This is a genomic window from Micromonospora sp. NPDC005172 (assembly GCF_040608555.1).
Taxonomy (GTDB): Bacteria; Actinomycetota; Actinomycetes; order Mycobacteriales; family Micromonosporaceae; genus Micromonospora.
On the sequence record NZ_JBEXIL010000058.1, the window covers coordinates 1 to 23855 of the forward strand.

The 23855-nt window shown below is 71.6% G+C and carries 26 protein-coding genes; 6 read left to right on the top strand and 20 right to left on the bottom strand.

Annotated features, from left to right (window positions below):
• Positions 1–276: 276 nt before the first annotated feature.
• From ABZV06_RS27755 to recO, 3 genes are all read right to left on the bottom strand, one after another.
• Complete coding sequence (locus ABZV06_RS27755; protein WP_334630275.1) at positions 277–462, bottom strand: hypothetical protein; 186 nt, start codon at positions 460–462, stop codon at positions 277–279.
• 68 nt (positions 463–530) lie between these two features.
• Positions 531–1334, bottom strand: a complete 804-nt coding sequence (locus ABZV06_RS27760) for an isoprenyl transferase (RefSeq protein WP_355244153.1) — start codon at positions 1332–1334, stop codon at positions 531–533.
• Positions 1331–2245, bottom strand: coding sequence for a DNA repair protein RecO (recO, locus tag ABZV06_RS27765; RefSeq protein WP_355625157.1), 915 nt, complete (start codon positions 2243–2245; stop codon positions 1331–1333). The genes ABZV06_RS27760 and recO overlap by 4 nt, the downstream gene beginning before the upstream one ends.
• A 102-nt stretch (positions 2246–2347) precedes the next feature.
• Between recO and ABZV06_RS27770 the strand changes: the two genes are divergently transcribed.
• Positions 2348–3154: a DUF4097 family beta strand repeat-containing protein gene (locus ABZV06_RS27770; RefSeq protein ID WP_355625159.1), complete on the top strand. Its 807-nt coding sequence runs from the start codon at positions 2348–2350 to the stop codon at positions 3152–3154.
• Between the two features lie 73 nt (positions 3155–3227).
• On the opposite strand, the gene era is transcribed toward ABZV06_RS27770, so the two are convergent.
• The 7 genes from era to ABZV06_RS27805 all read right to left on the bottom strand — a co-directional run bounded on the left by era (position 3228) and on the right by ABZV06_RS27805 (position 9329).
• On the bottom strand, positions 3228–4133 hold the full coding sequence (era, locus tag ABZV06_RS27775) for a GTPase Era (protein WP_355244144.1): 906 nt from the start codon (positions 4131–4133) through the stop codon (positions 3228–3230).
• The gene (locus tag ABZV06_RS27780; RefSeq protein ID WP_355625161.1) at positions 4130–4516 is read right to left on the bottom strand and encodes a cytidine deaminase; all 387 of its coding nucleotides are present in this window, start codon (positions 4514–4516) and stop codon (positions 4130–4132) included. Before ABZV06_RS27780 ends, era begins: the two co-directional genes overlap by 4 nt.
• A complete protein-coding gene (locus tag ABZV06_RS27785) occupies positions 4509–5933 on the bottom strand; it encodes a hemolysin family protein (RefSeq protein ID WP_355244323.1) in 1425 nt (474 codons plus the stop codon). Before ABZV06_RS27785 ends, ABZV06_RS27780 begins: the two co-directional genes overlap by 8 nt.
• Positions 5909–6382 (bottom strand): rRNA maturation RNase YbeY, encoded by a 474-nt coding sequence (gene ybeY, locus ABZV06_RS27790; RefSeq protein ID WP_355244140.1) that lies wholly within the window; start codon positions 6380–6382, stop codon positions 5909–5911. The genes ABZV06_RS27785 and ybeY overlap by 25 nt, the downstream gene beginning before the upstream one ends.
• A 15-nt stretch (positions 6383–6397) precedes the next feature.
• Positions 6398–7456, bottom strand: a complete 1059-nt coding sequence (locus ABZV06_RS27795; RefSeq protein ID WP_355244137.1) for a PhoH family protein — start codon at positions 7454–7456, stop codon at positions 6398–6400.
• A gap of 131 nt (positions 7457–7587) precedes the next feature.
• On the bottom strand, positions 7588–8973 hold the full coding sequence (locus ABZV06_RS27800) for a serine hydrolase domain-containing protein (RefSeq protein WP_355625163.1): 1386 nt from the start codon (positions 8971–8973) through the stop codon (positions 7588–7590).
• On the bottom strand, positions 8970–9329 hold the full coding sequence (locus ABZV06_RS27805; RefSeq protein WP_355244131.1) for a histidine triad nucleotide-binding protein: 360 nt from the start codon (positions 9327–9329) through the stop codon (positions 8970–8972). The genes ABZV06_RS27800 and ABZV06_RS27805 overlap by 4 nt, the downstream gene beginning before the upstream one ends.
• Before the next feature lie 97 nt (positions 9330–9426).
• Between ABZV06_RS27805 and ABZV06_RS27810 the strand changes: the two genes are divergently transcribed.
• Positions 9427–10188 carry an SDR family oxidoreductase gene (locus tag ABZV06_RS27810; RefSeq protein ID WP_355625165.1) on the top strand — a complete coding sequence of 254 codons (762 nt, stop codon included), beginning with the start codon at positions 9427–9429 and terminating at the stop codon, positions 10186–10188.
• Between the two features lie 309 nt (positions 10189–10497).
• Here the strand turns inward: ABZV06_RS27810 and ABZV06_RS27815 are convergent, their stop codons facing one another.
• The 3 genes from ABZV06_RS27815 to hrcA form a co-directional block, all read right to left on the bottom strand.
• Entirely contained in the window at positions 10498–11232 is a 735-nt protein-coding gene (locus ABZV06_RS27815; RefSeq protein WP_355244125.1) for a 16S rRNA (uracil(1498)-N(3))-methyltransferase, read from the bottom strand.
• Between the two features lies 1 nt (position 11233).
• Positions 11234–12382 (bottom strand): molecular chaperone DnaJ, encoded by a 1149-nt coding sequence (dnaJ, locus tag ABZV06_RS27820; RefSeq protein WP_355244320.1) that lies wholly within the window; start codon positions 12380–12382, stop codon positions 11234–11236.
• 73 nt (positions 12383–12455) lie between these two features.
• Positions 12456–13478 (bottom strand): heat-inducible transcriptional repressor HrcA, encoded by a 1023-nt coding sequence (gene hrcA, locus ABZV06_RS27825; protein WP_355244122.1) that lies wholly within the window; start codon positions 13476–13478, stop codon positions 12456–12458.
• Between the two features lie 200 nt (positions 13479–13678).
• Between hrcA and ABZV06_RS27830 the strand changes: the two genes are divergently transcribed.
• Positions 13679–14317 (top strand): DUF4870 domain-containing protein, encoded by a 639-nt coding sequence (locus ABZV06_RS27830; protein WP_355244119.1) that lies wholly within the window; start codon positions 13679–13681, stop codon positions 14315–14317.
• Between the two features lie 36 nt (positions 14318–14353).
• Here the strand turns inward: ABZV06_RS27830 and hemW are convergent, their stop codons facing one another.
• On the bottom strand, positions 14354–15577 hold the full coding sequence (gene hemW / locus ABZV06_RS27835; RefSeq protein WP_355625185.1) for a radical SAM family heme chaperone HemW: 1224 nt from the start codon (positions 15575–15577) through the stop codon (positions 14354–14356).
• Positions 15578–15596: 19 nt separating this feature from the next.
• Between hemW and ABZV06_RS27840 the strand changes: the two genes are divergently transcribed.
• Positions 15597–16406, top strand: coding sequence for an enoyl-CoA hydratase-related protein (locus ABZV06_RS27840; RefSeq protein WP_355625166.1), 810 nt, complete (start codon positions 15597–15599; stop codon positions 16404–16406).
• A gap of 121 nt (positions 16407–16527) precedes the next feature.
• Here the strand turns inward: ABZV06_RS27840 and ABZV06_RS27845 are convergent, their stop codons facing one another.
• Positions 16528–17292 carry an SDR family NAD(P)-dependent oxidoreductase gene (locus ABZV06_RS27845; RefSeq protein WP_355244114.1) on the bottom strand — a complete coding sequence of 255 codons (765 nt, stop codon included), beginning with the start codon at positions 17290–17292 and terminating at the stop codon, positions 16528–16530.
• Positions 17293–17556: 264 nt separating this feature from the next.
• Here ABZV06_RS27845 and ABZV06_RS27850 point away from each other — a divergent pair, with 264 nt between their 5' ends.
• Together ABZV06_RS27850 and ABZV06_RS27855 are read left to right on the top strand one after the other, a co-directional pair.
• Positions 17557–18417, top strand: coding sequence for a hypothetical protein (locus ABZV06_RS27850; RefSeq protein ID WP_355244111.1), 861 nt, complete (start codon positions 17557–17559; stop codon positions 18415–18417).
• A gap of 221 nt (positions 18418–18638) precedes the next feature.
• Positions 18639–19541: a phytanoyl-CoA dioxygenase family protein gene (locus ABZV06_RS27855; protein WP_355244109.1), complete on the top strand. Its 903-nt coding sequence runs from the start codon at positions 18639–18641 to the stop codon at positions 19539–19541.
• 51 nt (positions 19542–19592) lie between these two features.
• Here the strand turns inward: ABZV06_RS27855 and ABZV06_RS27860 are convergent, their stop codons facing one another.
• From ABZV06_RS27860 to ABZV06_RS27880, 5 genes are all read right to left on the bottom strand, one after another.
• Positions 19593–20234: an MOSC domain-containing protein gene (locus ABZV06_RS27860; RefSeq protein ID WP_355244107.1), complete on the bottom strand. Its 642-nt coding sequence runs from the start codon at positions 20232–20234 to the stop codon at positions 19593–19595.
• A gap of 51 nt (positions 20235–20285) precedes the next feature.
• On the bottom strand, positions 20286–21116 hold the full coding sequence (locus ABZV06_RS27865; protein ID WP_355244105.1) for a carbohydrate ABC transporter permease: 831 nt from the start codon (positions 21114–21116) through the stop codon (positions 20286–20288).
• Positions 21113–22099: a sugar ABC transporter permease gene (locus ABZV06_RS27870; RefSeq protein WP_355244102.1), complete on the bottom strand. Its 987-nt coding sequence runs from the start codon at positions 22097–22099 to the stop codon at positions 21113–21115. Before ABZV06_RS27870 ends, ABZV06_RS27865 begins: the two co-directional genes overlap by 4 nt.
• Complete coding sequence (locus tag ABZV06_RS27875; protein ID WP_355625168.1) at positions 22096–23382, bottom strand: sugar ABC transporter substrate-binding protein; 1287 nt, start codon at positions 23380–23382, stop codon at positions 22096–22098. Before ABZV06_RS27875 ends, ABZV06_RS27870 begins: the two co-directional genes overlap by 4 nt.
• Before the next feature lie 243 nt (positions 23383–23625).
• Positions 23626–23855, bottom strand: a 230-nt coding sequence (locus tag ABZV06_RS27880; protein WP_355625170.1) for a GlsB/YeaQ/YmgE family stress response membrane protein, incomplete at its 5' end; no start/stop codon positions are given.

Sequence of the window (23855 nt, forward strand, 5' to 3'; positions counted from 1 at the left end):
TCTCTCTCCCCTCCCCACCCTCATCCTATCTCCCCACCCCCCCCCACCCCCCCCCCCCCCCCCCCCCGCCCCGCCCCCGCCCCGCCCCGCCCCGCCCCGCCGATCTTGCACTTATGGTGGTCGATCGGTCCACTTCCACACCTTTTGTCGCCACCGAAAGTGCAAGATCGGCGGCACCATCGCGCGGGGGTGGGGCGCGGGGCGCGGGGCGCGGGTACAGGGGGAGGCGCCGCTCTGCACGTCTTGTGCGGGGCGGCGCCTCGGGGTGTTTTCGCGTTACCAGAATCGGCGACGCTTGGCTTTCTGCGGGCGGATCAGGTCCGCGCCCTTCGTCAGCAGCCGGGTCGCCCCGGAGGGACCACGGCGGGCCTCCAGGGTGTGGCTGAGCCGGCGGGCGCCGGCCGCGGCCAGTGGCACCGCGACGGCCATCACCGCCCACTGGGCAATGCGCTTCTGGATCATGTGGGTTCACCTCCGTCAGTGGCTTCTGACGTCTCTGATACCCAGCGTGACGTGTGGGTAAGCCTTCCTCAGGCCGTCGGGGCCACCGGGTTGGGCAGCGCGCCGCCGAAGCGCCGGTCCCGCTGGGCGTACAGCTCGCAGGCGTACCAGAGGTGGCGGCGGTCGAAGTCCGGCCAGAGCGTGTCCAGGAAGACCAACTCGGCATACGCGGTCTGCCAGAGCAGGAAGTTGGAGATCCGTTCCTCGCCCGAGGGCCGCAGGAACAGGTCCACCTCCGGGATCTCCGGGTGGTACAGGTATTTCGCGACGGTCTTCTCGCTGACCTTCGCCGGGTCCAGTCGACCGGCCGCCACGTCCCGCGCGATGGCGGCGGCGGCGTCGCCGATCTCGGCCTGACCGCCGTAGTTGACGCAGAACTGCAGAGTCAGGGTGGAGTTGCCGCGGGACATCTCCTCGGCGGTCTGCAACTCGGAGATGACGCTCTTCCACAGCCGCCCCGGACGCCCCGACCAGACCACCCGCACGCCCAGGTCGACGAGCTGGTCACGACGTCGACGGATCACGTCCCGGTTGAACCCCATCAGGAACCGGACCTCGTCGGGCGAGCGCCGCCAGTTCTCGGTCGAGAACGCGTACGCCGACAGGTACGGGATGCCCATCTCGATCGCACCCTCGATGGTGTCGAAGAGGCTGTGCTCTCCCGCCTCGTGGCCCTTGGTGCGGGCCAACCCGCGCTCCTTGGCCCACCGGCCGTTGCCGTCCATCACGATGGCCACGTGCTTCGGCACGGCCCCCGGGGGCAGCGCCGGCGGCCGGGCGCCGGACGGGTGGGGCTTCGGTGGCGTCGGCTCGCGCCTCGTCGATCGGATCACTCGGCTCTCTCCCTGCTCGTGCCGTCCGCTCCGGCCTGGACGTCACCGCCCGGTCGGAACATCGCAGCCCCCGCCTCGACGTCACCGCGCGACCGGAGCATCCCAGCCCCACCACCGCCCGGTGGCGGGACCGTGCCGGTGACCGAGGTGCCCCGGTCGACCAGCGGCAGCGAGCGTAACGCGCGTTCCAGGTGCCACTGGAGGTGCGCCGCCACCAGACCGCTGCACTCCCGGCGTACACCGGTGTCGGTGGCGTCGGCGACCACCCAGTCGCCGGTGGTCAGCGCGGACATCAGGTCGATGGTGGCCGGCGCGGGATGGGCCGCGCCGGGCGGTCGGCAGTCCGGGCAGACCGCGCCGCCGGCCGGCACGGAGAACGCGCGGTGCCGCCCGGGGGTGCCGCAGACCGCGCAGGCGGTCAGGGCCGGCGCCCAGCCGGCGAGGGCCATCCCCCGCAGCAGGTACGCGTCGAGCACCAGGGTGGTGTCGTGCTCACCCCGGGACAGCGCCTTCATCGCCCCCACGGTGAGCTGGAACAGTCGCAGCGACGGCTCCCGCTCGACGGGAGTCAGCCGCTCGGCCGTCTCGGCGATCGCGCTGGCCGCCGTGTAGCGGGGATAGTCGCCGAGGAACCGCTTGCCGTACAGGTCGATCCCCTCGACCTGGCTGACCGTGTGCAGTGAGCTGCCGTGGTTGCCCTTGGGGTCACCGGCGAGTTGCAGGTCGACGTGACCGAACGGCTCCAGCCGGGCGCCGAACTTGCTCATGGTGCGGCGGACCCCCCGGGCGACCGCCCGCAGCCGGCCGTGCCGACGCGTGAGCAGGGTGATGATCCGGTCGGACTCGCCGAGCTTCTGCACGCGCAGCACCACCGCGTCGTCGCGGTAGAGCTGTCGGCGATACCCGGCCATCGGACCATTCTCCCTCGGGGTGTGAAATCAGGGTCGCTTCGGGGTGGACGCGCGGATGAACCCCGATGCGCCGGGCCGATGACCGCCCGTAGCGTGCTGGCCATGGCACTGCACCAGAGCACCGCCGCCCGTCGTCACCGGGCCACCGCACCCGTCGCGTTGGGGCTGTCCACCGCCCTCATCCTGCTGGCCGGGTGCGACAACCTGTCCTTCCGACGGCTGGACTACGACGACACCGAGCCGGTGAAGATCACCACCATCCGGGTGGACGGGGGCTCCGGTGACGTTATCGTCCGGGGCACCGGCGCGGCGGGCGAGGCGCGGATCAAGCGGGTGGTGCGCTACCAGGGCGGCGAACCCAAGGCACGGTACGAGATCAAGGACAGCGAGTTGGTGTTGAACACCGACTGCGGCGACCGGTGCAGCGTGTCGTACGAGGTGACCGTCCCCGAGGGGGTCACCGTGCAGGGCGACAGCGGCTCGGGGGACGTCGAGCTGACCAAGGTGGGCGCGGTGAAGCTGCGACTCGGCTCGGGCGACGTGCGGATGACCGAGGTCACGGGGGCGCTCGACGTGGAGACCGGCTCGGGCAACATCGACCTGAGCGAGGCCCGTTCGACGGTACGGCTGCGGGCGGGCTCCGGCGACGTCAGCGCCCGCCGCGTGGCCGGCGCCACCGACGCCGAGGCCGGCTCCGGCAACGTGACCGTCGAGATGGAGGCGGCGGCCTCGGCGCGGGCGCACGCCTCCAGCGGCGACGTCTCGCTGCTCGTGCCGGCGGGCAGCTACCGGGTCCGTTCCAACACCGGCTCCGGGGACGCACGGATCACCGTGACGGACGACCCGGCGGCGTCCCTGGTGCTCGACGCCTCGGCCGGCAGTGGCGACGTGACGATCACCCAGCGTTGACGATCGCCGGGCGTCGGCCCGTCCCACGGACCCGCCGACGCCCGCGCCGCCCGACCGGGCCGGCGGCGAACCCTCAGAAACCCAGCTTGCGCAACTGCCGCGGGTCGCGTTGCCAGTCCTTCGCGACCCGCACGTGCAGGTCCAGATAGACCCGCGAGCCGAGCAACTCCTCGATCTGCCGGCGGGCGTTGGTGCCGACCTCCTTGAGCCGGCTGGCCCGGTGGCCGAGCACGATCGCCTTCTGGCTGGGCCGCTCCACGTACAGGTCGGCGTAGATCTTCATGACCTGACCCTCGGGGATCATCTCCTCGACCACCACGGCGATGGAGTGCGGCAGCTCGTCGCGGACGCCCTCCAGGGCCGCCTCCCGGATCAGCTCCGCGACCATCACCTGCTCCGGGTCGTCGGTCAGCATGTCGTCCGGGTAGAGCTGCGGCGACGGCGGCAGGTATTTGGTCATCACGTCGACGAGCGTGTCCACCTGGTGGCCGGAGACCGCGCTCACCGGCACGATCTCGGCGAACTCGCCCATCTCGCTGACCGCGAGCAACTGCTCGGCCAGCCGCCGCTTGTCGACCAGGTCGGTCTTGGTGACCACGGCCAGCACTGTCGCCTTCAGCTCGGCCAGCTCGCCCGTGATGAACCGGTCACCGCGGCCCACCGGCTCGTCCGCCGGGATGCACAGACCGATGACGTCGACCTCGGTCCAGGTGGAGCGGACCAGGTCGTTGAGGCGCTCACCGAGCAGCGTACGGGGGCGGTGCAGGCCCGGCGTGTCCACCAGGACCAGCTGGGACTCCGGACGGTGCAGCACCGCCCGGATGACGTGCCGGGTGGTCTGCGGCTTGTTCGAGGTGATCGCGATCTTGGTGCCCACGATCGCGTTGGTCAGCGTGGACTTGCCGGCGTTGGGTCGCCCGACGAAACAGCCGAACCCGGCCCGGTACGGGCGGGCCTGTGCATCCTGCACCGGGCTCACTCGGTCACCGTGCCGAGGACCGTGCCGTCCGGGGCGGCGACATGGATCGGCGCATCCGCCGCGAGGTCGCGCACCACGGCATGACCCGCGCCGTCCAGCGTCGACGCCTCGGTCACCACCGCCGCCGCCTCCAGCCGGCTCGCCCCGGCGGCAACAGCCGAGGCCACCGCCAACTGCAACGCGGTGAGGGTCAGCGAGGGCAGCGCGACGCTGGCCGCCGCGTACGTCCGGCCGTCCTGATCCCGGACCGCGGCGCCCTCCACCGCACCGACCCGCGCGCGGGCGCCCCGGGCCAGAACGACGAGCTTGCCGTCCTCAGCGCTCAGCGGCGCCGGCGCGCCGGGGGTGGGCCGGGCGGTGGGCGCGGCGGGTGTCTCAGGCATCGGCGGCTTGCCTCTCCTCGTCTCGATAATGATCCGGGTCGTCCCCGGGGCCGGCGTGGTCGCCGCGCCCGTCGGTGTCCTGCTCGTCGCCCGACTCCACCCTGCTGACCAGGACGGTGTCGATCCGGTTGCGCCGGCCCGTGGTGCCCTCGGCGACCAGCCGGAGGCCGGCCACGTCGGCCTGCGCTCCGGGGATCGGCACCCGCCCCAGCGACTGGGCGAGCAGGCCACCGACCGTCTCCACCTCGTCGGTGGGCAGGTCGGTGTCGAACAGCTCGCCCAGGTTTTCCACCGGCAGGCGGGCGGTCACCCGCACCGAGGAGTCCGCGAGGCGTTCGACCGGCGGGCGCTCGACATCGTACTCGTCGGTGATCTCACCGACGATCTCCTCCAGGATGTCCTCGATGGTGACGAGGCCGCCGGTGCCGCCGTACTCGTCGACCACGACGACCAAGTGGTTGCGCGCCGCCTGCATCTCCGACAACAGGTCGTCGACCGGCTTGGACTCCGGCACGAAGGTCGCCGGGCGCATCAACTCGGCCACCGGCACCTGCTCGGCGTCCGGGTCACCGCCGCGGGACCGGCGGATCAGGTCCTTGAGGTAGAGCACACCGAGTACGTCGTCGACGCTCTCGCCGATCACCGGGATGCGGGAGAAACCCGATCGCAGGAACAGCACCAGCGCCTGGGCGAGGGTCTTGCCCTCCTCGATCCACACCATCTCGGTACGCGGCACCATCACTTCACGAGCGATGGTGTCGCCAAGCGCGAAGACCGAATGGATCATCTGCCGCTCGCCGTGCTCCACGACGCCGCGCTGCTCGGCGAGGTCGACCAGCTCGCGCAGCTCGACCTGGCTGGCGAACGGTCCCTCCCGGAAGCCCCGCCCCGGGGTGACCGCGTTGCCGATCAGGATGAGCAGCGACGCGAGCGGGTTGAGCGCGCGACCCAGCCAGCGGACCAGAGGCGCGACCGCCCGGCCCACGGCGTACGCGTGCTGCCGGCCGATGGTGCGCGGGGCGACACCGACCACCACGAAGCTGACCACGGTCATCGCGCCGGCGGTGACGAGCGCTGCCCGCCAACCCGCCCCGAAGCTGTCCACCGCGACCAACGCCACGAGCGTGGTGGCGGTCAGTTCGGCGAGCAGCCGGAGCAACAGCAGCAGGTTGAGGTGCCGGACGACGTCCCCGGCCACGACCTGGAGGGTACGGGCGCCGCGCACACCGTCCCGGGCCAGTTCGGCGGCCCGGGCCGGCGAGACCGCGGCGAGCGCCGCCTCGGTCATCGCGATCACACCGGCCAGCACCACCAGGCCGGCCGCGAACACGATCAGTTGCAGGTCGGGAAGGCCGGCCGTGGGGCCGACCGCCAGTAACGAGGGAGTGGACATCACTGGGTGCGGGTCGACCGCCAGCTCGTCAACAGTCGAGCCTGGAGGGCGAACATCTCCCGCTCCTCCTCCGGCTCCGCGTGGTCGTAGCCGAGCAGGTGCAGCACACCGTGCACGGTGAGCAGGTGCAGCTCGTCGGCCGGGGCGTGCCCGGCGGTAGCCGCCTGCTTGGCCGCCACCTCGGGGCACAGCACGATGTCACCGAGCAGGGCCGGCTCGCCGCCGGCCGGGGCGGTCTCGCCCGGGCCGTGGTCGACACTTCCCTCGTCCATCGGGAAGGCGAGCACGTCGGTCGGGCCGTCCCCACCCATCCAGCGGTGGTTCAGCTCGGTCATGTAGTCGATGTCGACCAGCAGCACGGACAGCTCGGCGAGGGGGTTGACCCCCATCTCGTCGAGGGCGTGCCGGGCGACGGCGAGCACGGCGTCGGTGTCGACCTCGACACCGGACTCGTTGGCGATCTCGATGGACAACTGCTTTCCTCTGCTTTAGCGGCGACGGCCGGCCCGGCCGCCCTGGGCGGGTCGCCCGGGCACGGCATGGACGCCCTGCGCCTGCTGGTTCTCCCGCTCGGCGTCCCAGCGGGCGTACGCGTCGACGATCTCCCCGACCAGCCGGTGGCGAACCACGTCGGTGCTGGACAACTGGGCGAAGTGCACGTCGTCGACGTTTTCCAGGATCTCCCGGACGACCCGCAGGCCGCTGCTCGTCCCGCCGGGAAGGTCCACCTGGGTGATGTCACCCGTCACGACGATCTTGGAGTTGAAGCCGAGCCGCGTCAGGAACATCTTCATCTGCTCGGGCGTCGTGTTCTGCGCCTCGTCCAGGATGATGAACGCGTCGTTGAGCGTCCTTCCGCGCATGTACGCCAGAGGCGCGACCTCGATCGTGCCGGCGGCCATCAGCTTCGGGATCGACTCCGGGTCGAGCATGTCGTGCAGCGCGTCGTAGAGCGGGCGCAGGTACGGGTCGATCTTCTCGTTGAGCGTGCCGGGCAGGAAGCCCAGCCGCTCACCCGCCTCGACCGCCGGCCGGGTCAGGATGATCCGGTTGACCTGCTTGGCCTGCAACGCCTGGACGGCCTTCGCCATCGCCAGGTAGGTCTTGCCGGTGCCGGCCGGGCCGATGCCGAAGACGATGGTGTTCGAGTCGATCGAGTCGACGTACCGCTTCTGCCCGAGCGTCTTCGGACGGATGGTGCGGCCACGGCGGGAGAGGATGTCGAGCGTCAGGACCTCGGCGGGCCGCTCGGCGCTGCCCTGCTCGAGCATGCCGACGGTACGCCGGACGGCGTCAGTGGTCAGGGTCTCGCCTTTCTCGATGAGTTCGAGCAGCTCACTGAAGACCCGCTCGGCGAGGGCGTTGTCCGCGGGGGCGCCGGTGATCGTGATCTCGTTGCCCCGCACGTGCACGTCGCTGGCGACCGAGCGTTCGACGAGACGCAGGATCTCGTCACCCGCGCCGAGCAGGTTGACCATGATCTTGGGGTCGGGCACGGTGATCCTGGTCTGCACCCGGGGCGGGCCGGGAGGTGGGGTGCCAGTCATGGGTCGGGCCGAGGGGCCCTGCGCACCTGCTCTCGATCTCGGCGCCGGCCCTGCTGGCACGGCGTGCGGACGTTACACCCATCGTATCGGGTCAACGCGGGCCGCATCGCGTCCATTTCCGCTGGCCGCGATCAACCACCGGCCCGAAAGTCGTACCGGTCGAAGGTCTCCTGGTGGCGGGTGAACCGGTAGGTCGCCCAGTGCATCCGTACCACCGTTCCGGCCTCGTCGCGGGTCAGCCGCAACAGCTCGCCGACCTCCCGCCCGGAGACCGTCCGGAACACGTCCGGCCGATCCGGCAGAGGGGCGAAGACCGCCGGCGGGCGCCCCGCGGGGTCGACGGCGCGCTGCGCCCGCAGCGTCCCGTCCCGCCAGGAGAAGGCGTACTCGAAACCCTCGCCCCACCAGCGGCCGAGCAACCCCCGCAGGTGCGTCGGGGCGGGCGCGCCGGGCGTCCACGGGACGATGTCGGCGGGGTCCTGCTCGACCGCCTCGGTGAGCAGTTGGTGCGGCAGGTCGAACAGCTCCGCCGCCGTACCGGACGAACCGAGCACCGCGACGCCCATCGCCCCGGCCGTGCCGTCGCCGCCCCGGCGGCCGTAGACACCGGCGAGGAAACCGGGCATCGCCCCGTCGTGCCCCACGTGCACCACCCGCTCGCCCTGCGGGATCAGGATGAGGCCGAGGCCGAAGCCGGTGCCCCAGAGCGTCTCGTCGGTGGTGGTCAACGGCCAGCGCATCTCGTCCAGCGTGGCCGGGGTGAGCACCGCCCCGGCCGGGTCGAGTGCCGCCGGGTCGGCGAGGAAGGCCGCCCAGCGGGCCATGTCGGTGGCGGTGCTCCAGAGCTGGGCGGCCGGGCCGACAGCGCCGAAGTCGGTGGGCGGCTCCGGGTGCGCCTCGTCGGAGTACGCGTCGACCAGGTAGCCGGTGGCCGCCGAGGGCCGGGGGCCCACGGTCGTGTCGGTCAGCCCCAGCGGCGTCAGGATCCGCTCGGCGAGCACCTCGGCCCAACGTCCGCCGCGCAGTCGGCCCACCAGCAGGCCGAGCACCGCCATGCCGAGGTTGGAGTAGTGGAAACGCCGGCCGGTGGGCAACACCTGCTCGGCGCGGTCCAGCCCGGCCACCAACTGCTCGGCGTCCGGCGCGTGCAGGGTGTCCCAGACGTCGCCGAACGGCTCGCGTTGCAGGCCGCCGGTGTGCGAGAGCAGCCGGCGTACGCTCAGCTCACCGTGCGTCGGCAGGTCCAGGTGCCGCCCCACCGGGTCGTCCAGATCCAGCAGACCGTCGTCGCGGCACTGCAGGGTGAGCACCGCCGTGAAGGTCTTGGTGACCGAGCCGATCCGGAACTGGGTGCCCGGCCCCAACGGGCTGTCGGTGCCGGTGCCGCCGACGGTGCAGCTCCACAGCGGGCGGTCGGCCCGGTGCAGCGCCGCCGACACCGCCGGGACGCGGGCGTCGGCCTGCACCCGGCGGACCAGCCGGTCCAGACGGGTGTACGGGTGCGGGCCGACCGTCACGTCAGGTCCCGGGCGAGCATCGGGCCCAGGGGCGCGCCACCGAGCAGGTGGGCGTGCGCGTGGAAGACCTCCTGCCCGCCGTACGCCCCGGTGTTGAACATCAGCCGGAACCCGTCGCCGAGCAGCCCCTCGTCCTCGGCCACCGCGGCGGCCGTGGCCAGCACCGCACCGGCCAGCGCCGGGTCACCCTCGGCGAGGGTGGCGACGTCGGCGTAGTGCTCCTTCGGAATGACCAGGACGTGCACGGGGGCCTTCGGGTCGATGTCGCGGAAGGCGAGCGTGGTGTCGGTCTCGCGGACCACGGTGGCCGGGATCTCCCCGGCGACGATGCGGCAGAACAGGCAGTCGGATCCCATCGGGGCAGTGTAGGGACTGACGGGCCGGAGGCGCTCCGGCGCGGCATGCGCCGACGGCCTGTTCGCGGCGGGGTACGGCTGAGGCAGGATGGCCGGCATGACGGATCGGGCGATTCTGGTGACGGGTTCCTCGCGCGGCATCGGACGGGCCGTGGTGGAGGCGTTCGCCGCCAGCGGGGACCGGGTGGCGATCCACCACCGCGACTCCGCCGAGGCCGCCGAGGAACTGCGCGCCCGGCTGCCCGGCTCGGGGCACGTCGTGGTCCGCGCCGACCTCACCGACCCGGACGCCGTACGCACCATGGTCGACCAGGCCGCCGAGCAGCTCGGCGGCCTGGACGTGCTGGTCAACAACGCCGGGACGTACGGCGACCGGGACGTCCCGCACCCGATCTTCGGCACCTCGTACGCCGAGTGGCAGGCGCGCTGGCGTCAGGTGCTGGAGACCAACCTGACCGGCGCCGGGAACGTGGTCTGGTGCGCCGCCCAGCACCTGCGGGCGCGGGGCGGCCGGATCGTCAACGTGTCGTCCCGGGGCGCGTTCCGCGGTGAACCGGAGCAGCCGGCGTACGGTGCCAGCAAGGCGGGGCTGAACGCGCTGGGCCAGTCCCTCGCGGTGGCGCTCGCGCCGTACGGCATCACGATCGCCACGGTGGCGCCGGGCTTTGTGGCGACCGACATGACGACCGAGCACCTGCGCGGCGAGCGGGGCGCGGCGATCCGGGCGCAGAGCCCGTTCGACCGGGTGGCCCGGCCGGAGGAGATCGCGGCCGCCGTGCACTGGCTGGCCTCACCCGAGGCGGAGTGGGCCTCCGGCACGATCGTCGACCTCAACGGGGCCTCCTACCTGCGCAGCTGACCGCCGCAGCCCCGCCGCCGCCAGCCCCGCCGCCGCCAGCCCAGTCGCCGGCAACGCGGTCGTGTCAGGTGCCGGCCCGACCGACGACCGGCCAGGTCTCCCCCACCTGCTCATCGCGTCCTTTGCTCTGCTTCAACCACGGCAACACTCAACGGCCGAAAGTGTTGCGTCGGTTGAAGCAGAGCAAAGGACGCGCACAAAGGTTGGCCAGGCCGGACACGAGGACAGGACCCACCGCAACCACAACCGCGGCGGGCACAACCCACCGCAACCGGGCCGGACACGACCCACCGGCAACCGGAGCTGGGTCTACCAGCGGCCGAGGCGGGTGGCGAGCACGCTGAGCGCGGCCACGCCGGCCGTGGAGGTACGCAGCACCTCCGGCCCGAGTCGTACCGGCCGGCCGCCGGCCTCGCGGAAGGCGGTCAGCTCGGCCGGGGCGATGCCACCCTCCGGGCCGATGACCAGGACGATCTCACCGGTGGAGGGCAGCTCGGCGGTGGTGAGCCGCTCGTCGGCCTCCTCGTGCAGGACGAACCCGGCGGCGGCACCGGCGATCCGGCGGGCCACCGTGGCGGTGGACTCGTCCGGCGCGCCGGCCACGACCGGCAACCAGGGCCGGCGGGCCTGCTTCGCGGCCTCGCGGGCGGTCGCGACCCACTTCTGACGGGCACGTACGCCCCGGTCGCCGCGCCACTGCGCCACCGAACGTGACGCCGCCCAGGGCACGATCTCGTCCACCCCGACCTCGGTCATCGCCTGCACGGCCAGCTCGCCCCGGTCACCCTTGGCGATGCCCTGCACGGTGACGATCCGGGGTACGGGCGCGTCCGCGTACCCCCGGGAGGTGACGGCGACCTCCAGGCTGCCCCGGCCGACGGCGGTGACCACGGCGGCGGCCGTGCCACCCCGGCCGTCGGCGAGCAGCAGCTCCTCGCCGACCCGCAGCCGCTGCACGGTGGCGGCGTGGTGCCCCTCGGGGCCGTCGAGCGTCAACGCGTCGCCGGTGGGCAGCGCGTCGACCAGGAACAGCGGCGCGGACACCTCAGGCGTGGCCGTTGAACGCGTCGCGCATCCGGGAGAAGAAGCCGCCCTGCTTGGTCAACTCGGCGACCTCCTCGCCCCGGGTCTTGGCGAAGTCGCGCAGCATCTTCTCCTGGTCGGGGTCGAGCTTGGTGGGCGTCCGCACGTCGAGGTGCACGTAGAGGTCGCCCCGGCCGGTGCCGCGCAGGTGCGGTACGCCCCGGGCGCGCAGCCGCAGCGTGCTGGCCGGCTGGGTGCCGGCCTTGACGTCGACGATCTCCTCGCTGTCCAGCGTCTTGATGGTGAGCCGGGTACCCAGCGCGGCGGCCGTCATCGGCACGGTGACACGGCAGTGCAGGTCGTCCCCCTTGCGGGAGTAGACGTCGTGCGGGCGCTCGTGGATCTCCACGTAGAGGTCGCCGGCGGTGCCACCGCCCGGGCCGACCTCACCCTGCTGGGCCAGCCGGATCCGCATGCCGTCCTCGACGCCGGCCGGGATCTTGACGGTCAGCGACCGGCGGGTGCGTACGCGACCGTCGCCGGCGCAGGTGGGGCAGGGGTGCGGGATGGTGGTGCCGTAGCCCTGGCAGACGGTGCACGGCCGGGCCGAGACCACCTGCCCGAGGAAGGTGCGCTGCACGGACTGCACCTCGCCGCGGCCACCGCACGCCTCGCAGGTCGCCAGGTGGGTGCCGGCCGCGGTGCCCGCGCCCGAGCAGGTGGTGCAGAGCACAGCGGTGTCGACGGTGATCGGGGCCTCGACGCCGAACGCCGTCTCGTGCAGGTCGAGTTCGAGGCGCAGGATCGCGTCGGCGCCCGGACGGGTCCGTGGACGCGGCCCACGGCCGGCGCCGCCTGCGGCACCACCGAAGAAGGCGTCCATGATGTCCTGGAAGCCGACGAACGGGCCGGCACCGCCCGGACCACCAGGGCCGCCCGCGCCCCCGCCTCCCGGGGCGAGCGGGTCGCCACCCAGGTCGACGATCTGCCGCTTCCGATCGTCCGAGAGGACCTCGTACGCGGCGTTGATGTCCTTGAACTTCTCCTGGGCCTCCGGGTCCGGATTGACGTCCGGGTGGAACTGGCGCGCCAGCTTGCGGTAGGCGCGCTTGATCTCGTCATCGGAGGCTTCCCGGCTGACACCGAGGATGCCGTAGTAGTCCCTGGCCACTGCGTTCCGTGTCCTCATGTTCGTCTCGCGTTGCGCCGACCGGCGGCCGCAGCCGGCCGTCGGCCCTGACTGGTCAGTTCTGGGCCAGCAGCTCGCCCACGTAGCGTGCCACGGCGCGCACCATGGCGATATTGCCGGGGTAGTCCATCCGGGTGGGCCCCAGCACCCCAAGGCCGCCCACGATGGTGGCCCCCGGGCCGTACCCGGTGCTGACCACCGAGGCGGCGCGCAGGTTGTCGAACTCGTTCTCGTCGCCGATCAGCACACGGGTCGTGCTGGGTTCGGTCTCGCCGATGAGCTTGAGGAGCACGACCTCTTCCTCCAGCGCCTCCAGGATCGGCCGCAGCGAACCCTGGAAGTCGAGCAGACCACCCCGGGTCAGGTTGGCGGTGCCGGCCAGGGCGATGCGTTCCTCGTGCCGCTCGACAAGCGTCTCCAGCAGGACGGTGGAGAGCGTGGTCATGGCGGGGCGCAGCTGCACCGGCGCCTCCTCGACCAGCGCCTGCACCAGGGGAGGCGTGTCCGACAGGCGCTCACCGGTGAGCTTCTCGTTGACCAGGCGACGCAGGTCGGTCACGTCCTCGGCGGGCACCGGCCCCGGCAGCTCCACCAGCCGCTGCTCCACCCGGCCGGTGTCGGCGATCATGACGAGCATCAGCCGGGTGGTGGAGATCGGCACCAGCTCCAGGTGTCGCACCGAGGAGCGGGCGAGGCTCGGGTACTGCACGACAGCCACCTGGCGGGTCAGCTGGGCGAGCAGCCGTACGGTGCGGTGGACCACGTCGTCGAGGTCGACGGCGCCGACGAGGAAGCGCTCGATGGCGCGCCGCTCGGCCGGGCTGAGTGGCTTGACCCGGGACAGCCGGTCGACGAAGAGCCGGTAGCCACGGTCGGTGGGCACCCGGCCGGCGCTGGTGTGCGGCTGCCGGATGTAGCCCTCCTCCTCCAGCACGGCCATGTCGTTGCGGACCGTCGCCGGGGAGACCCCGAGCTGGTGCCGCTCGACAAGCGCCTTGCTGCCGACCGGCTCCTGGGTCGAGACGTAGTCCTCGACGATGGCGCGGAGCACGGCGAGCTTCCGGTCGTCCAGACCCATCCTCCGCACCTCCTGTCGCACGTCGGCCCGCCGGCCCATCCGGGCCGACCGGCCGTCCTGGCACTCGACTGTAACGAGTGCCAGTCTACGTCGGTGCCCCCGCCGACGCGATGATCAAGGTCGTCGCCGTCCGTTCCGTCGGGCCGGCCCGACGGACTCGCACTGGTGCGACATTGCCATCGGCACCTACCGTGACAACCATGACTGAACCACCTCGCCCTCCCGGCGCGGGAGACCCCGGCGGTTATCCGCCGGAGCCGACCTCCCCCGGCTCGTCCTACTCGGGCGAGCCGCCCACCGCACCACTGTCCGGGGCACCCGGCCCGGGCGGCTATCCCCCGGCCGGTGGCTATCCGCCGCCCACCGGTGACCAACCGCCGTCGGGCGGCTACCCTCCGCCGGGTGGCTACCCCCCACCGGGCGGTTACCCGCCGGGTGGCGCGACTGGCGGCTATCCGACGGGCGGCGCGTACGGCGGCCCCGGCGGCGGCTACGCCAACAACGAGGACAAGACCTGGGCCTTGGTCGCGCACTTCGGTGGCGCGGCCGGCATGATCATCAGCGGCGGCGTGCTCGGCTGGATCGCTCCGCTGGTGGCGTTGCTGGCCCGGGGCAACCAGTCCCCGACCGTCCGGGCGCACGCCGTGTCGGCGCTCAACTTCCAGCTCATCTGGTCGATCGTCGGCCTGGTCGGCTGGGTGCTGTCCTGCATCCTCATCGGCTTCATCGGCGTTGCGGCGGCCGTCGTCCTCGGGGCCGTGTTCGGCATCATCGCCGGCATCAAGGCCAACGAGGGCAGCCAGTACCGCTACCCGCTCTCGGCCAACCTCGTCAAGTGATCCGGGCCGGCCGCTCCCCCGGCCGGTCCCGGCACGTCAGGGCAGCAGGTCGCGCACGACGGCGTCGGCGAGCAGCCGGCCGCGCAGGGTGAGCACCGCGCGGCCGGCGGCGTACCTCCCGGCGTCCAGCAGGCCGTCGGCGAGGGCCCGCTCGGCGCCGGCCCGGCCGGCGGCGTGGAGCACTCCCAACGGCAGGCCGCTGGCGAGCCGCACCCGGAGCATCACGTCCTCCATGTGCGCCTCGTCGGCGGTGAGCACCTCGCGGGCCAGGCCGGGTGACGCGCCGGCCGCCAGCCGCTGGGCGTACGTCGTGGGGTGTTTCACGTTCCACCAGCGCACCCCGCCGACGTGGCTGTGCGCGCCCGGCCCGAGGCCCCACCAGTCGGCGCCGGTCCAGTAGAGCAGGTTGTGCCGGCACCGGGCCGCCTCGGTGCGCGCCCAGTTCGACACCTCGTACCAGGACAGGCCGGCCGCGTCGAGGGCGGCCTCGGCGGCCAGGTAGCGGTCCGCCGCCACGTCGTCACTGGGGTACGGCAGCTCGCCGCGCTTCATCCGGGCGGCGAGCCGGGTGCCGTCCTCCACGATGAGGGCGTACGCGCTGACGTGGTCGACCCCAGCGGCGACGACCTGCTCCAGCGTGGCGGCGAAGTCCTCGGCCCGCTCCCCCGGGGTGCCGTAGATCAGGTCCAGGTTGACGTGCTCGAACCCGGCCTCGCGCGCCTCCCGGGCGGCGGCGGTGGCCCGGCCGGCGCTGTGCTTGCGGTCCAGGATCGCCAGCACCCCCGGCGACGCGGACTGCATGCCCAGCGAGATCCGGGTGTAGCCGGCCGCCCGCAGCCGCCGCAACGATTCCGGGGTGACCGACTCGGGGTTGGCCTCGGTGGTCACCTCGGCGTCGGCGACGAGCCCCCAGGTGCGGTCGATGCCCTCGAGGATGCGGGCCAGGTCGTCGGCGGGCAGCAGGGTGGGCGTGCCGCCGCCGACGAAGACGGTGTCGACACGCGGCGGCGGGTTGTCGCCGAGCACCCGGGAGGCGAGCGCCAGCTCGGCCAGCACGGAGTCGGCGTACGACTCGCGGCTCACGCCTCCGCCCAGCTCGCTGGCCGTGTACGTGTTGAAGTCGCAGTAGCCGCAGCGGCTGGCGCAGAACGGCACGTGGACGTACACGCCGAAGTCGCGCGCGCCGACCGCCGTGGTGGCGGTGGCGGGCAGCGATCCGTCGACGGGGACGGTCTCACCATCTGGAAGGACGCCGGGCATGGCCACTAGTGTGCCCGGCATGACCTCTCCCGACGTCCTCGTGCGGGTCGCCACGGCCCGTGGGGTGACCACCCTCACCCTGGACAGCCCGCACAACCGCAATGCGCTCTCCACCGCCCTGATGACCCAGTTGCTGGCCGGGCTGGCGGACGCGGTGGCCGACGACGCGGTCCGGATGATCGTGCTCGACCACACGGGCCCGGTCTTCTGCTCCGGCGCGGACCTGAAGGAGACCGCCGCGGCGTACGCCAGCGGGACGGTGCCCGCCGGCATGCTGGGCGACGTGCTCGCGGCGCTCTGGGAATGCCCGAAGCCGGTGCTCGCGCGGGTCGCCGGGCCGGCGCGGGCGGGCGGGTTGGGCCTGATCGCCGCCGCCGACCTGGCGGTCTGCGCCGACGAGGCGACGTTCGCGTTCACCGAGGTACGTATCGGGGTGATCCCGGCGGTCATCTCGGCGACCGTGCTGCCCCGGCTGCACCCCCGCGCCGCGGCCGAGCTGTACCTGACCGGGGACACCTTCGACGGGCGTCGTGCCGCTGCGGTCGGCCTGGTCACGGCTTCGGTGCCGGCCGAGGAGCTGGACGACGCGGTGCGCGGCTACTGCGACTCCCTGGTACGCGGCGCGCCCGGCGCGCTGGCCGGCGCGAAGGAGTTGCTGCGCCGGCCGACCACCGCCGAGCTGCGCGGCGACCTGGCCCGCCTCTCCGCCCTCTCGACGGGTTACTTCCTGTCGGAGGAGGGTCGCGAGGGCGTCACCGCGTTCCGCGCGAAGCGGACACCTCGGTGGGTGGCCGCCCTGGACGGTGGTTCCGCCGATCATGCCGGGTAGGACCGGGGGCGTCGGCCGGTTGCGGTGACCGACGGGGTGCCGGTGCCCTCCGCACGTCCTTTGCTCTGCCTGAGGGGGCGGGTCGGGGCCCCGCCCGGAAGCGGCGGCGCCCCGAGATCGGTCACCACGCCGTCGCGCCGCCGTCGACCGGGTAGTTGGCGCCCGTGATGTACGACGCGCGGTCGGAGGCGAGGAAGACCACCAGTTCGGCGACCTCCTCGGGCTGCGCGAACCGCCTGAGCATCGTCTTGCCGATGATCGCGTCCCGGGCCGCCTGGTTGTCGCCGAGGTCGCGCTCGCTGGCCGGGCTGATGATGGGCCCGGGGCTGACCGCGACCGCCCGGATGCCGTGCGGCGCGCCTTCGAGCGCGAGCTGTCGCGTCATGCCGATGACGCCGGCGTTCGCCGCCGTGTGCCCGACCATCGGCGGGACGTGACCGGCGATCATCCCGGCCATCGAGGCGGCGTTGATGATGACGCCGCCGCCGCGCCGGACCAGGTGTGGCCAGGCGAACTTCGACACGAGGTACGGAATGTCGAGTTCGCCGGCGATGGTGTACCGCCAGTCCTCGACCGAGAAGTCCGGCAGCGGGCCGAAGCGCAGCGCGGCCGCGTTGTTGTAGACCACGTCGAGCCCCCCGTAGGCGGCCACGGCGTCCTCGACGAGCGTGCGGGCCTGTTCCGGGTCGGTCAGGTCGACGGGCGCGATGCTCGTCATCTCCCCGCCCGCGGCCCGGACGAGGTCGACGGTCTCGTTGTTGCCGTCGACCTGGATGTCGGCCCCGACGACCTTGGCACCCTCGCGGGCGAAGGTCAGCGCCGCGACGCGGCCCAGACCGCCGCCGGTGCCGGTGATCAGTACGACCTTGCCGTCCAGCGTTCCCATCGAACTCCTCCTCAGCTGTCCACGACCCGTCCGATTGACGTGTCAACCGGGAAAGTCCCTGACCAGCGAATCTCTTCCGGTCATTGACGCATGGTGACGCGCCAGACACACTCGATCGGCCCTTCTGCGAAACCCGCAGGTGAGATCGGGCCCGGAGCGGGAAGGTCCCGATCGGTACGCGACGGCCGAGCGAACCCCGAAACGGTCCGGACGACCCGGACGACACCAACGGGGACGTACGCTTGTCGAACTGTCGATGAGGGGGTGTGGGTGCGAACTCGGGCAGCCGTGGCTGGTGGAGTGGTGCTGATCCTCGTCGCCGTGATCGCGATCTGGCTCGTGATCCGGCGGGTCGGGGACGAACTGCGGCTGCCACTGGCCGGACGCACCTGCACGGTCCAGGCCGACGGCCGGGTGGTCCTGGACGTGGAGCAGATGGCGAACGCGGCGACCATCGCGGCGATCGGCGTCCAGCGCGGCATGCCCGAGCGCGCCGTGGTGGTCGCGCTGGCCACCGCGTACCAGGAGTCGGGGCTACGCAACCTCGATCACGGTGACCGCGACTCGCTCGGGCTGTTCCAGCAGCGCCCGAGCAAGGGATGGGGCACGCCCGAGCAGATTCGCGACCCCCGCTACGCGGCGAACAGGTTCTACAAGGCGCTCAAAAAGGTGCGCGGCTGGGAGAAGATGCGGGTCACCGACGCCGCCCAGCGGGTGCAGCGCTCGGCGTTCCCCGAGGCGTACCAGAAGTGGGCCGACGACTCCGAGGTGCTCACCAAGGCCCTGCTCGGTGACGCCACCGAAGCGGTGGCCTGCACGGTGGGGCGTACCCCGGTGATGCACGGCGCGGCGGCGGCCGCGCAGCTGACCCGCAACCTGGTGCTGGACTGGGGTGTGCCGAGCGCCGACGAGGCCAGCCAGACCGGCCTGGCGGTGACCGCGCACGATCAACGCGACGGCTGGCGGTACGCGCACTGGCTGGTCTCGCACGCCCAGGACCACGGGGTGAAGCGGGTCCGCTTCGGCGACCTGGAGTGGACCGCCCGCAACGGCACCTGGGGCCGGGTGACCGGTGCGCAGGGCCCCGCGGGCCAGGTGGTGGCCGAGGTCTTCGCCGAGGGCTGAGCGACCCGGATCTCTTAACCGGCAGTGACCGCACAATCGGACAAAAACCGCAAGCCTCACCGGTGATCACGTAAATGTGACTCCGCGCACCGGTACCGCTGCGCGCGGTCCGGCCCGGGGCCGCACCCCCGCCGCTCGCCCTCCCACCGTTCCGGCACTCGCGTTACGATCGGCGGCCTGTGCCAGAAATGGTTTCACCTCATGGGGAGGGGTACGACGCGGTGTTCGATTACGGCGACCGGACCGGCTACGAACCGATCAGCGACACTGACCGCAAGGAGTTCCACGAGCAGGGTTTCCTCCTGCTGCGCAACGTCCTGACGGAGGACCACCGGGCGGCGCTGGAGGCGGCGGTCGACCGCGTCTACGCGGAGGAGCAGGCCAAGGGCGCCACCAAGAAGGACGGCACCCTGCACCTGCTGGGCTTCCTGGAGCGCGACGAGCTCTTCGGTGAGCTGCTCACCCACCCGATCGCCTTCCCGTATATGTGGGGGCTGGCCGGCTGGAACATCTACACCCACCACAACCACCTGGACGTCACTCCGCCGGCCGCCGAGCCGGAGAAGCCGTACTGGGGTTGGCACCAGGACGGGTACCGCCAGAACTCCGACCCGGAGACGATGGACCCGAACCTGCCCCGGCCGATGTTCTCGCTGAAGGTCGGGTACGTGCTCTCCGACCTGTCGGAGACCGGCCGTGGCGCGACCAAGGTCATCCCGGGCAGCCACCTGTGGAACTCGCTGGACCGTCCCAAGGACCTCAGCGTGCACAACCCGGACCCGGAGGGCACGGTGGAGATCACCGCGAACCCGGGCGACGCGTTCATCTTCGACCGCCGGCAGTGGCACTCGCGCTCGACGAACCTGTCGACCATCACCCGCAAGATGCTCTTCGTCGGCTACACCTACCGGTGGATCCGTCCCCTGGACGAGCTGCACCCGGACGTGAACGGCGAGTGGTACCGCAACCGCACGCCCGTGCAGCGCCAGCTGATCGGTGAGGGCACCCACACCGCCAACTACTGGGGCATCAACTGGGACGGGTACGTCGACGACGAGATCCCGTTGCGCAAGGAGCTCAAGGAGCGCGGTCTGCTCGACCGCAACATCCCCTGGCTGCGCTGACCCGCTCTCCGCAAGCCCCTGCCGACACCGCTCGGCGGGGGCTTGCGCGTGTCAGCTACGGCCGGCGAGGCGGCGGCGGACCTTGTCCCGGAGCTTCTCCGGCAGGTCCGGTGCGTCGAGCAGCCGGGGCAGCAGCTCCGGCTCCAGACTCGTCGCCCGGAACACCTCACCGATTGTCACCCCGTGCGCGGGCCGCTCCACCACCTCGACCGGGTCGCCGGCGCCCACCTCGCCCTCGCGCAGCACCCGCAGGTATGCCCCCGGGCTGGCACGGACGGTGAAGCGCCGGATCAGGTCGGGCACACCCCAGAAGCCGGCGAACGTCGTGCAGGGCGTCCGCGGCTTGGTCACCTGGAGAAGGGCGGAACCGACCTGCCACTGCTCGCCGATCACCGCGCCGGTCACGTCGACCGCGTAGGTGGTCAGGTTCTCCCCGAAACCTCCCGGCCCGATGCCTCGGCCCAGTTCGGCGGCCCACCATGCGGCGTCCTCCTCGGCATAGACGTACACCGCCTGGTCGGGGCCACCGTGCACCGGACGCTCGGCGACGAAGTCACCGGCCAGGCCACCGGCGAGCACCGCCACCGATCCCTCGACCGGCCGCTTGTCGATGCCGCTGCGACCACTCGCGTCGCCCGCCCACTCCGCCTCGGTCACGATGCCGAGGTTCACCGCTGCCAGCCTGCCCGTCATGGCGGCCAGCCTAGCGGCGGCGCGGGCCCTGACCGGTCCCCCGCCGCGCGCTCAGCCCTTGACCGCGCCAGCGACCAGACCGGAGACCATCTTCCGCTGTACCAGCAGGAAGAAGATGATGACCGGCAGGGTGAACAGCGTGGAGGCGGCCATGACCGGCCCCCAGTTGGTGTCGTCCCGGCCGAAGAAGAAGGTCATGGCTACCGGCAGGGTGTAGCGCCCCTGGTCGTTGATGAACGTCAACGCGAAGATCAGCTCGTTCCACGCGGTGATGAAGGAGAAGATGCTTGTCGCGACCAGGCCGGGCGCGACGAGCGGGAACAGCACCCGTCGGAACGTCTGGGCGCGGCTCGCGCCGTCGATGGCCGCCGCCTCCTCCAGCTCCTTGGGCACGGCGGCGACGAAACCGCGCAGCATCCACACCGCGAACGGCAACGAGAAACCGAGGTACGTGAGGATCAGGCTGGGCAGGGTGTTGTAGAGCCCGAGCCGCTGGATCATCAGGAACAGCGGGATGACCAGCGCCTCCAGCGGGATCATCTGCACGATCAGCAGCATGATCAGGAAGCTGGTCCGCAGCTTGAACCGGAACCGGGCCACCGCCGTCGCGGCGAGCAGGGCGACCAGACCGCTGAGCACCACCGTGGACACCGCGACGATCGCGCTGTTGAGGAAGAAGTCGAGGAAGGTCACCCCGGGGATCAGGTTGCCGGTGAGGATCTCCCGGTAGTGCGCCAGCGTCGGATGCGTCGGCACCGGCTGCGGCGTGGACGAGAAGATCTCGCTGCTCGGCTTCAGCGACGTCGCGATCATCCAGTAGACCGGGAACGCCGCGAAGAGCGCGACCAGCAACCCGGCGGCGTTGAGGGCGACCTTCTTCACGACTCGTCCTCCTGCCTGAGCACCATCCGTACGTAGAAGCCGGTGACCACGAGCAGGATCAGCGTGAGGATCACCGCGATGGCCGCGCCGAGTCCGTACTTCGGCGGCGGCGAGAAGGCCTCGGCGTACGAGTAGATGGAGAGCATGAACGTCGGGCGGTCCTGGGTGCCGCCGGCCAGGACGAACTGCTGGGTGAACACCTTGAAGTCCCAGATGGTGGAGAGCACGATCAGGATCCCGAAGACCGGGCGCAGCAGCGGGAAGGTGATCTTCCAGAAGACCCGCCACGGGCTCGCGCCGTCCACCCGGGCCGCCTCGTGCAGCTCACTCGGCACGCTCTTGAGGCCGGCGAGCACGCTCACCGCGATGAACGGGAACGAGTGCCACACGACCACCAGGGTGAGGATGGCGAAGAACAGCAGCGGCGAGTTGAACCAGCCGTAGCCGGTCCAGTCGCTACGGCCGAACAGAGCGTTCGAGAACCCGTCCGGCAACGCGTTGAACAGCCAGGTGACCAGGCCGCTCGTGTCGTCGAAAATCCACTTCCAGACGATCGTGCCGGTCAGCGCCGGGGTCGCCCAGGCGAGCATCACGCAACTGGCCACGAAGGTCGCCATCTTGCGACCGAGCCGGTTGAGCAGCAACCCCACCAGGGTGCCCAGCACCATCGTGAGCAACACGTTCGCCGCGGCGAACAGGACCGTGTTGCGCAGCACCGTCAGGAAGAACGGGTCGGAGAGGATGTCGGTGTAGTTGCCGAGCCCCACCCACGGCCACTCCCGGTCGCCCCGCAACTGCCGGACGCTGTTCAGCCGGTAGAAGGACATCGCCACCACCTGGCCGAGCGGCCAGAGCAGCAGCACCCCGATGATGACGAGTGCGGGCAGGAGCAGCAGGTAGGGCAGGCGGTCGACCCGGCGACGCCGCCGCGCGGGGTTCTCCCGCGCGGCGGACGTCTCCGGGTTTTTGGTCTGTGAGCTCACTTGCTGTTCAAAATGCCTTCCATCTCACCGGCCGCGTCGGCGGTAGCCTTCTCGACCGTCTTCTGACCCTTCATGACCGAGCTGTTCATCGCCTGGGTCACCGTCTTCGTCCGGCTGACCTCCACCCACTTCGGGGTGAGCGGCGTGAGCTTGGTGTTCTGCATGGTGGTGGCGAAGGCCGCCATCACCTTGTCGTTGGCGTACGTGTCGCTGGCGACCAGGTCCTTGTAGACAGGGAAGAAACCGAGGCTGCTCGCGAAGCTCTGCGCGTTCTTCTTGTTGAGCAGCACGGTCAGGTAGTCCCAGGCCAGGTCCTGACGCTCGCTGTCCTTCCAGATCGCCACGTCCGAACCGCCGGCGAAACCGGGTGCGGCCTTGCCGTCCGGGCCGGGGATCGGGAACGTACCCCAGACCTTCTCGATCTCGGGGTTGTCCTTCTTGATGGCGCCCTGCTGCCAGCTACCGGCGAACGCCATCGCGGCCTTGCCGGTGGCGAACTGCGTCCGCGCGTCGATCTCGTTCCAGCCGGCGGCGGCCGGCGGGGCGACCTTGTGCACGGTTACCAGGTCGGTCCAGTACTTGACGGCCCGCTGCGCCTCCGGCGTCGTGTAGCCGGACTTCCACGTGCCACCCTGGTTGGTGGCGATCTCGGCGCCAGCGCCCCAGAGGAAGGAGTAGAAGGGCAGTTCGGAGTTGCCCGGCAGCGCGATGCCGTAGGTGCCCTTCTTCTTGGCCTGCACGGCCTTGGCGACGGTGACCAGCTCTTCCCACGTCTTCGGCGGCTGCACGCCCGCCTCGGCGAACCAGTCGGTGCGGTAGTAGATGGCCCGCACGCCGGCGTACCAGGGAACGCCGTACTGCTTGCCGTCGAGCTGCGCGTTGCGCACCAGGTCGGGCAGCAGGTCCTTGCCGTCCGCCCAGCCACCCATCCGACCACTCACGTCGGCGAGCGCCTCCTGCGCGGCCCAGCCCTGGGTCTCGGTGTTGCCCAGCTCGGTGATGTCCGGGCCCGCACCGCCGGCGAGCGCGGCCTGGAACTTCTTGGGCGCTTCCAGCCAGGGGATGTACTGCACCACCACATCGGTGTCGGGGTGCTTCTGCCGGAACTCGGTCTCCACGCTGTCGAGGAAGGCGTTCTGGGCGTCGCCACCCTCACCCATCATCCAGACCGTGAGCTTGCTGTCGTCGGTCGATTCCTCGCCGGAGCCCCCACAGCCGCCCATCACCATGGCGACCGAGGCCACCACGGCAGTGACCGGGGCCAGCCGCTTCCACCTGTTCACGCCACTTCTCCCCTCGCGTCGCCTGGAACTAACCTTCTCCGCCGCACCTTAGTACGAAGAAATCCTTTACGACAGTGGGCAGCAGGCCGAAGCGTGGCGACCGTACCGCAGCCCGTGGACGCGGGCGCCCAGGGAACAGGGCCGAACCCGGGCATGACATCACGAAAGAGCGCCCAGCCATTCGGCCGGGCGCTCTTTCGAGCGGTGCGGTGATGCCAGGTTGTTACCGGGTGACGCTGCTCGTCATCGGGTGACGCGGCGGCGGCCACCGACACCGGCCACCAGCGCGACCGCGATCGCGGCCACCACGACCTGCACCAGCAGCTCGGTCCAGTCGATACCAGCGGTCTCGGTCGCGATACCCATCGCCCGCGCCAGCACCGTACCCAGCAGAGCCGCGCCGACACCGATCAGCAGGTGCAGCCAGATCGGCATGTTCTGCCGACCCGGAACGACCAGGCGGCCGAGCGCCC

What these genes read in the sequence shown, in the direction of transcription:
- ABZV06_RS27755 (WP_334630275.1), bottom strand. Translation starts at nt 462, where the DNA reads ATGATCCAGAAGCGCATTGCCCAGTGGGCGGTGATGGCCGTCGCGGTG.
- hrcA (WP_355244122.1), bottom strand. Translation starts at nt 13,478, where the DNA reads ATGGGTCTGGACGACCGGAAGCTCGCCGTGCTCCGCGCCATCGTCGAG.
- ABZV06_RS27830 (WP_355244119.1), top strand. Translation starts at nt 13,679, where the DNA reads ATGACTGAACCACCTCGCCCTCCCGGCGCGGGAGACCCCGGCGGTTAT.
- ABZV06_RS27770 (WP_355625159.1), top strand. Translation starts at nt 2,348, where the DNA reads ATGGCACTGCACCAGAGCACCGCCGCCCGTCGTCACCGGGCCACCGCA.
- ABZV06_RS27840 (WP_355625166.1), top strand. Translation starts at nt 15,597, where the DNA reads ATGACCTCTCCCGACGTCCTCGTGCGGGTCGCCACGGCCCGTGGGGTG.
- ABZV06_RS27780 (WP_355625161.1), bottom strand. Translation starts at nt 4,516, where the DNA reads ATGCCTGAGACACCCGCCGCGCCCACCGCCCGGCCCACCCCCGGCGCG.
- ABZV06_RS27860 (WP_355244107.1), bottom strand. Translation starts at nt 20,234, where the DNA reads ATGACGGGCAGGCTGGCAGCGGTGAACCTCGGCATCGTGACCGAGGCG.
- ABZV06_RS27795 (WP_355244137.1), bottom strand. Translation starts at nt 7,456, where the DNA reads ATGACTGGCACCCCACCTCCCGGCCCGCCCCGGGTGCAGACCAGGATC.
- hemW (WP_355625185.1), bottom strand. Translation starts at nt 15,577, where the DNA reads ATGCCCGGCGTCCTTCCAGATGGTGAGACCGTCCCCGTCGACGGATCG.
- ABZV06_RS27845 (WP_355244114.1), bottom strand. Translation starts at nt 17,292, where the DNA reads ATGGGAACGCTGGACGGCAAGGTCGTACTGATCACCGGCACCGGCGGC.
- ABZV06_RS27810 (WP_355625165.1), top strand. Translation starts at nt 9,427, where the DNA reads ATGACGGATCGGGCGATTCTGGTGACGGGTTCCTCGCGCGGCATCGGA.
- recO (WP_355625157.1), bottom strand. Translation starts at nt 2,245, where the DNA reads ATGGCCGGGTATCGCCGACAGCTCTACCGCGACGACGCGGTGGTGCTG.
- ABZV06_RS27805 (WP_355244131.1), bottom strand. Translation starts at nt 9,329, where the DNA reads ATGGGATCCGACTGCCTGTTCTGCCGCATCGTCGCCGGGGAGATCCCG.